Genomic DNA, 264 nt, shown 5'->3' with positions numbered 1-264 from the left:
CGTAAGCGGTTCACCGTTCGACTTGCATGTGTTAAGCACGCCGCCAGCGTTCGTCCTGAGCCAGGATCAAACTCTCCATTGATGAATATCACCGGCCGACCGCCTGGTGTTGGAATAAAACCCAGTAGGTCGGCATGAGGTGTCAGAAGAGTCACCTGGCAAGTAGACCGACATCCCGACGGGGGTCGGGAGCGTCTACCAACCATGTGTAAAATGACACTCGAACCATCGCTCAGTGAAGAGCGCAGGACCGAGGTCGCATGG

At 56.1% G+C, this 264-nt stretch carries 1 rRNA gene; it reads right to left on the bottom strand.

From position 1 onward, the window contains the following. A 16S ribosomal RNA gene (locus tag KGQ19_RS48990) occupies positions 1 to 82 on the bottom strand; the annotation flags it as partial. Positions 83 to 264: the final 182 nt, after the last annotated feature.

The sequence above is a fragment of the Catenulispora pinistramenti genome, from assembly GCF_018274385.1.
Lineage (GTDB): Bacteria > Actinomycetota > Actinomycetes > Streptomycetales > Catenulisporaceae > Catenulispora > Catenulispora pinistramenti.
Note: the sequence above shows the minus strand (reverse complement) of the source record. Positions and strands in the feature narration are given on the sequence as shown.